Raw genomic sequence first — 6,631 nt, 5'->3', positions numbered from 1 at the left:
CCACCACCAACCCCCCCCCCCCCAACCCCCCCCCCCCCGCCTCTTTTGTTTTGCCCCCCCCCCCCCCATTCCCGTGGTTTTCCCGCCGATACCGGCCCACAAAAACTCCTGGGAGGCGGGAGGTTAGCGGGCGACGCGGGGCGCTATGGCGACCGCGGCTGCGGCGATCACCGCGGTCAGCACGAAGACGCCGGCGAAGGAGGCCGCCGTCGTCGTAAATGCCGTGAACACGATTCCCGTGGCGGCGAGCGCGAGAGCACCGCCGAGGGAGTCGGAAATGGACATCGCCGAGCTGTTGAAGCCCTCGGTGTCCGGCGTGGAAAGTGCCAGCGTCATCACGCTCAGCCGCGGATACGCAAGGCCCATGCCACCGCCGGCAATGACCCAGCCGGCAATCGCGACGGCGGGCGGCCAGCCAAACGCCGTGGTCACCAGCGCCAAGGTGATCGCCAGCAGCACCATCACCGAGCCGATCCGCACGGCGGCCGGACTGCCCAGCCTGCCGCCCAGCCGGCTCTGGACGCCCGACGCTGCCGCCCACGCGAGGGCTCCGCCGGTCAGCGTGAGGCCGGCGAAAGTGGGCGAGAACGCGTACCGCTCCACGAGCAGGTAAGGCAGGTAGACCTCGGCGCCGAAGAAACCAGCCGCAACCAGTCCGCGGATCAGGATCACACTGGGCAGGCCCCGCCGGGCCGTAAGGGTACCGCGGGGCACCAGCGGCCTGACGGCCAGCAGGGCAATCACGACGGCGGCACCCGCCAGCAGCGGTCCGGCCGCCGGAAGCCCGGAGGACAGGTTCAGGCCGAGCACCGCCAGCGCGGCCAGGGCCGCCCAGGCCAGCCGTCCCGACGCCCAGGAGGCCGGGGTGCCCGGCGGATCTGAAGCATCAACGGAACCGTTCCCGTTCGCGTTGCCGGACCGGACGCCCCGCAGCGCTGGCAACAGCATCGCGAGCGCCGGGAGCACCAGCACGACGACGCCGAGGAACACCCAGTGCCAGCTTGCCAGCTGTGCCACGAGCCCGGCGGCGAAGGGCCCCACGAGGGACGGAATGACCCATGCCGCGGAGAAGGCGGCGAAGATCCTGGGGTGCAGGACGGCCGGATAGACCCGCGCCACCACCACGTACAGGGCCACCGTCATGGCGCCGCCGCCCAGCCCCTGCACCAGGCGGCCCGCCACCACCGCCCACATGGTGCCGGCCGTGCCCGCCACCAGCAGGCCCAGCGCGAACACCGCCACCGAGGCGAGCAGCGGGCCGACGGGTCCGCGCCGGTCGGACCAGTTCCCGGCGCCCACCATGCCGATCACGCCGGTGGCCAGCGGGCCCGCGAAGGCGAGGGCATACAGGCCGGCCCCGCCGAGTTCCCGGCTGACGACGGGCATGACGGTGGTGACGGCGAGGGATTCGAACGCGGCGAGGAACACCAGCGCACAGGCGCCCACGGTCACCAGCAGGTAGGCACGGTGGAGAATTCCGGCGCCGGGCGGGGCAGAGACGGCAGATTCGCGCACGGTCAGCCCACCAGTTCGGGTGCGCCGGTGGTCACGGCGACAACATCGCCGCTGGCCGTCGAATCAGGGTTGAGCATCCAGCCCACGCGTTTGACCGTCCGCAGCATGACCACGCTCTCCACCAGTTCGATCCCCGGGATGCGCTGCTGCAGGGCCAGCTCCGCGGTCATGACGTCGGCGAGCGACTGCAGCCACATGATGATGATGAAGTTGGTGCGGCCGGTGGTGGAGGCGCTCAGCCGCACGTTCCGGAAGCCGCGGAGCTCCTCGGCCGCCGCCTCGTGCTGGCCGGGCGGGACGTTGGCGAACCAGTGGCAGGTCACCGGGAAACCCGAATACCGCTGCGCAATCTCGCAGCGGAAGGAGAGGACGCCGCTGGCCAGCACCCTGTTCAGCTGGCGCTGCACGGTGGCCGGATGCCGTTCCAGCGCCCTGGCGATCTCGGCCGCCGTCGCCCGGCCGTCCTTCGAAAGGAACGGCAGGATCGCCAGGTGGCTGGCGGGCAGCGGCTCCCGCACCGCCGCCGACGGCGCGGATGCTGCGGCCTCGGGGCCGGCGAGTGCCCGGAGCGCCTGGAGCTGAGAGCGGTTGAGGACGTTGATGCGCCAGGCGTAGGCGCCGGCGTGCAGCCGGGTGGCCAGTGAGGTCTGGTATTTGACCAGCCCGTCGATGGCATGAAGCTTGTAGGCCACGGTGGTGAAGTGCTGCAGGGAGCCGGTGATGACCGTCAGCATCAGGTCCCGGTTGCTCGCCGCCTCCTCCACGGTGACGATCTCCGGCACCGCCGCCAGTGCCCGGGTGACCTCCGCCCGGCGGTGCAGCTCGCACTCGACGTCGACGAAGGCGAGGCACATCTTCTGCGGATCCCCCATCGGATGCGCCGTGACCCATGCGGCACCCGCGGCGGTGAGGCGCTCCCACCGTGCGGCCAGGGTGGTGGCGTGCACGCCCAGCACCTCCGCGGCGTCGGCCCAGCTCAGCCGGGGTGCGATCTGCAGGGCGTTGATCAGGGCGAGGTCCTCCTCCGTGACGTCCAACAGCCCTCCCTCCCGCGCAGCCCTGCACGAATCCTGAATATCAGCCCGGGGTTTTGCATTTTTCCAGCACTTCGGCCGGATGTGAACCAGGCCACTCCAGAATAGACCCACAGCACCGGACCACCAACGAGGAGAACACGTGCCGATTGCCGCAGACGCCCGCCAGATGCAGCAAGACCTTGCCCGGTTTCGCCACGACCTGCACCGGGAACCTGAAATCGGACTGCAACTGCCGCGGACCCAGGAAAAGGTCCTGAAAGCCCTGGAGGGCCTGCCATACGAAATCACCCTGGGCAAGGAAACGACGTCGGTCACCGCGGTTTTGCGCGGCGGTGCTTACGACGGCGGTGCTTCCGCCGGCGCGTCGGGCGGCGCACCGCGTCCGGGCACCGCGCCCGCCGTCCTGCCGCCTGCCGTGCTCCTCAGAGCCGACATGGACGGCCTGCCCGTACAGGAGAAGACCGGCGTCGATTACACCTCCACCGTCGACGGCGCGATGCACGCCTGTGGCCACGACCTCCACACCTCCATGCTCACCGGCGCGGCCACCCTGCTGGCCGAGCGGCGGCACCGGCTGGCCGGCGACGTGGTCCTGATGTTCCAGCCCGGCGAGGAAGGCTGCGACGGTGCCAGCTACATGATCCGCGAAGGCGTCCTGGACGCGCCCGGCCGGCGGGTGGACGCGGCCTACGGCATGCACGTGTTCTCTTCCCTCGAGCCGCACGGAACGTTCTGCACCAAGCCCGGCGTGATGCTCAGCGCCTCCGACGGCCTGGTGGTCACCGTGCTCGGCGCCGGCGGGCACGGCTCGGCCCCGCATTCGGCCAAGGACCCGGTGACGGCCGCAGCCGAGATGGTCACGGCCCTGCAGGTGATGGTCACGCGCCAGTTCAACATGTTCGATCCCGTGGTCCTCTCCGTCGGGGTGCTCCACGCGGGGACCAAGCGCAACGTCATCCCGGAAACGGCCCGCATCGAGGCCACCATCCGCACCTTCTCGGAGGAGAACAGGCAGCGGATGATGGACACCGTCCCGCGGCTGCTCAAGGGCATCGCTGCCGCGCACGGCCTCGAGGTCGACGTGGACTACCAGCAGGAATACCCGCTGACCATCACCGACGAGGACGAGACGCACACCGCGGAGAAGGTCATCACCGGGCTGTTCGGCGACTCGAGGCTCTCCCGGTGGGCCACGCCGCTCAGCGGCTCCGAGGACTTCTCCCGGGTCCTGGCCGAGGTGCCCGGCACCTTTGTGGGCCTGAGCGCCGTCCCCCAGGACGCGGACCACGCCACCTCCCCGTTCAACCACTCGCCGTACGCAACGTTCGACGACGCCGTGCTGGCTGACGGTGCCGCGCTCTACGCGGAACTCGCCATTTCCCGTCTCGAGGCGCTGGCCGGCGCCCGGGTCCCCGCCCCCGTTCCGGGTCTCTAGCCCGCCCATTCCAGGGAGACAACCATGACCACCATTATCAACGCCCAACGCGAGAGCCGGACCTCGACCCGCAAGACCATCATCGGCACCGGCATCGGCAACGCCGTCGAATGGTACGACTGGGCCATCTACGCCACCTTCACGCCCTTCATCGCCAGCCAGCTGTTCAGCAAGTCCGACCCCGCCTCAGCCGTGCTGTCCACACTGGCGATCTTCGCCGTCGGCTTCGTCGCCCGCCCCTTCGGCGGTTTCCTGTTCGGCTGGATCGGTGACCGGGTGGGCCGCAAGGCGTCCATGACGCTCGCCGTCGGCCTGGCGTCCCTGGGCAGCCTCATGATCGGCGTCGCCCCCACGTTCGCCAGCGTCGGGGCATTCGCTTCCCTAATGCTGCTCGTGGCCCGGCTGGTGCAGGGCCTGGCGCACGGCGGCGAGCTGCCGTCGTCGCAAACGTATCTTTCGGAGATGGCACCCCGGGAACGCCGCGGCTTCTGGGCCACGCTGATCTACACCTCCGGAACCGTCGGCATCCTGTTCGGCACCCTGCTGGGCGCCGTGCTGAACATGGCACTGACCACCGAGGTCATGAACGCCTGGGGCTGGCGCATCCCCTTCCTCATCGGGGCCGCGATGGGCCTGTACGCACTGATCATGCGGGCCCGGCTGCACGAGACGGACGTGTTCGAGGGCGAAACCGCCACCCTGAAGCGCGCCCCGATCTGGCCGCAGATCGTCCGGTACCGCAAGCAGGCGATGCAGGTGATCGGCCTGACCGTCGGCCTCACAGTCATCTACTACATTTGGGGCGTGGTGGCGCCAAGCTACGCGACCACCGCCCTGAAAATCGACCGCGGCGAGGCCCTCTGGGCAGGCGTCATCGGCAACATCGTCTTCATCGCCGCGCTTCCCGTCTGGGGCAAGCTGTCCGACCGGATCGGCCGCAAGAAGGTGCTGTGGGCCGGCGCGGTCGGCTCCGCCGTCATGCACTTCCCGATGACGTGGCTGCTGAAGGATTCCGCCTGGCAGCTGGCCGTGAGCATGTCAGTGATGCTCATCTTCATCGCCGCGAGCGCCGCCATCGTTCCGGCCGTGTACGCCGAGCTGTTCCCCACGAGCATCCGCACCGTGGGCGTGGGCGTGCCGTACTCCATCTGTGTGGCAGTGTTCGGCGGCACCGCACCCTACCTGCAGCAGTGGCTCGGCACCACCATCCAGATGCCCAACCTGTTCAACGTCTACGCGGTGGTGCTGCTGGCCATCAGCGCGGCGTTCATCTTCACCCTCCCCGAGACCAGGGGCAAGGACCTGGCACAGTAACCCCTCACTATCCGCCGATGAACCTGTTCCGCCCCGCGCGGTAGCCGAACACCGCGGCCAGCGCTCCCACCACCAGGAACAGGAGCCCCGCCGCGGCAAAAGAGCCAGTGCCCTGGTGCAGCTGACCCACCAGCAGCGTGCCGGTGGAGCCAAGCCCGTAGCCCACCCCCTGCATCATGCCGGAGAGGTGGGCTGCGGTGTGCCCGTCGCGGGTTCGGAGCATGATCATTGTCAGGGCGACGGCGGTAAGGCTTCCCTGGCCCAGCCCCAGCATGCCGGTCCATAGCCACACCAGATCCAGCGGGCCGAAGATGCTCAGGGCAAAGCCGCCGCCGGTCATGAGTGCCACCACGGTGTTGATCACGCGCTGGTCGCGGAACCGGGCGGCGAGTGCCGGTGCGAAGAGCGAGCCCAGCATCTGCAGCACGATGGACACCGACACAATCAGCCCGGCCGTTCCGCCGTCCACGCCGCGTTCGCGCAGGATCGGTGCGAGCCAGGCGAAGACACTGAAGGACATCATCGCCTGCAGCACCATGAAGATCGTGACCTGCCACGCCACCGCCGAGCGCCACACATTCACGCCCTCCCGCACCGCTGTGTGTTGCCCGTGCCGTTGCCTTACGGCCACCGGCAGGAAGAGCAAAAGAACGACGGCGGCCGGTGCCGCCCAGAACCACAGCGCCGAAGTCCACTGGCCGGTAGCACTGAAAACGGGGTAGGTGAAACCTGCACCCAGCGCAGCCGAGGCACAGATGGCCGTTGTGTACAGGCCGCCCATCAGTCCAAGCCGGTGCGGAAAGTCCCGCTTCACCAGTCCGGGCAGCAGCACGTTGCACAGCGCAATGGCGGCCCCGCAGGCGGCGGTCCCGCCGAACAGCGCCGGCAGATGCCCGGCACCCGGAACCTCCGCCGGCCGCAGGAGCAGGCCGGCCGTCAGGACCGCCATCGCTCCGAGCAGGACCCGTTCCGCGCCGAAACGTCGGGCCAGAACCGGTGCCAGCGGCGCAAACAGTCCGAGCAGGGTGACCGGCGCCGTGGTCAGCACCACCACTGCCCAGCCGGGCAGCCCGGCGTCGGACGTCACTTCGGGGAGCACCGCCGAAAAGCTGGAGAACACCGTCCTCAGGTTCAGCCCGATCAGCACCAGGCACAGGCCCAGGTAGGTTAGAGCGCGGCGGCCGGTTACCTGCGTGGGTTCGGCAGCGGGGACGTCGTCCGCCTCCGCGTCCACGAGCGTGTCCGCGTTAACGGAAGGGCGCTGAGGCCCGCCGCCGTGTTGGCGGGAATTCTGGGCATCGATCACCCGCCCATTCTTACAGGAGCACTG

General features: G+C 69.4%; 5 protein-coding genes. 2 read left to right on the top strand and 3 right to left on the bottom strand.

Going from position 1 to position 6,631, the window contains the following annotated elements; all coding sequences use genetic code 11:
* Positions 1-123 precede the first annotated feature (123 nt).
* Together ACFTSA_RS11890 and ACFTSA_RS11885 are read right to left on the bottom strand one after the other, a co-directional pair.
* Complete coding sequence (locus ACFTSA_RS11890; RefSeq protein WP_377951480.1) at positions 124-1,515, bottom strand: MFS transporter; 1,392 nt, start codon at positions 1,513-1,515, stop codon at positions 124-126.
* A gap of 2 nt (positions 1,516-1,517) precedes the next feature.
* Complete coding sequence (locus ACFTSA_RS11885) at positions 1,518-2,552, bottom strand: Lrp/AsnC family transcriptional regulator (RefSeq protein WP_377951478.1); 1,035 nt, start codon at positions 2,550-2,552, stop codon at positions 1,518-1,520.
* 139 nt (positions 2,553-2,691) lie between these two features.
* Here ACFTSA_RS11885 and ACFTSA_RS11880 point away from each other — a divergent pair, with 139 nt between their 5' ends.
* Together ACFTSA_RS11880 and ACFTSA_RS11875 are read left to right on the top strand one after the other, a co-directional pair.
* Positions 2,692-3,987 carry a M20 family metallopeptidase gene (locus tag ACFTSA_RS11880; RefSeq protein ID WP_377951476.1) on the top strand — a complete coding sequence of 432 codons (1,296 nt, stop codon included), beginning with the start codon at positions 2,692-2,694 and terminating at the stop codon, positions 3,985-3,987.
* 24 nt (positions 3,988-4,011) lie between these two features.
* Positions 4,012-5,301, top strand: a complete 1,290-nt coding sequence (locus ACFTSA_RS11875) for an MFS transporter (RefSeq protein ID WP_377951474.1) — start codon at positions 4,012-4,014, stop codon at positions 5,299-5,301.
* A gap of 7 nt (positions 5,302-5,308) precedes the next feature.
* Here the strand turns inward: ACFTSA_RS11875 and ACFTSA_RS11870 are convergent, their stop codons facing one another.
* On the bottom strand, positions 5,309-6,607 hold the full coding sequence (locus ACFTSA_RS11870) for a CynX/NimT family MFS transporter (RefSeq protein ID WP_377951472.1): 1,299 nt from the start codon (positions 6,605-6,607) through the stop codon (positions 5,309-5,311).
* Between the last annotated feature and the right edge of the window lie 24 nt (positions 6,608-6,631).

The organism is Arthrobacter sp. NPDC057013, assembly GCF_042674585.1.
In the GTDB taxonomy this organism is placed as follows: Bacteria; Actinomycetota; Actinomycetes; order Actinomycetales; family Micrococcaceae; genus Arthrobacter.
Note: the sequence above shows the minus strand (reverse complement) of the source record. Positions and strands in the feature narration are given on the sequence as shown.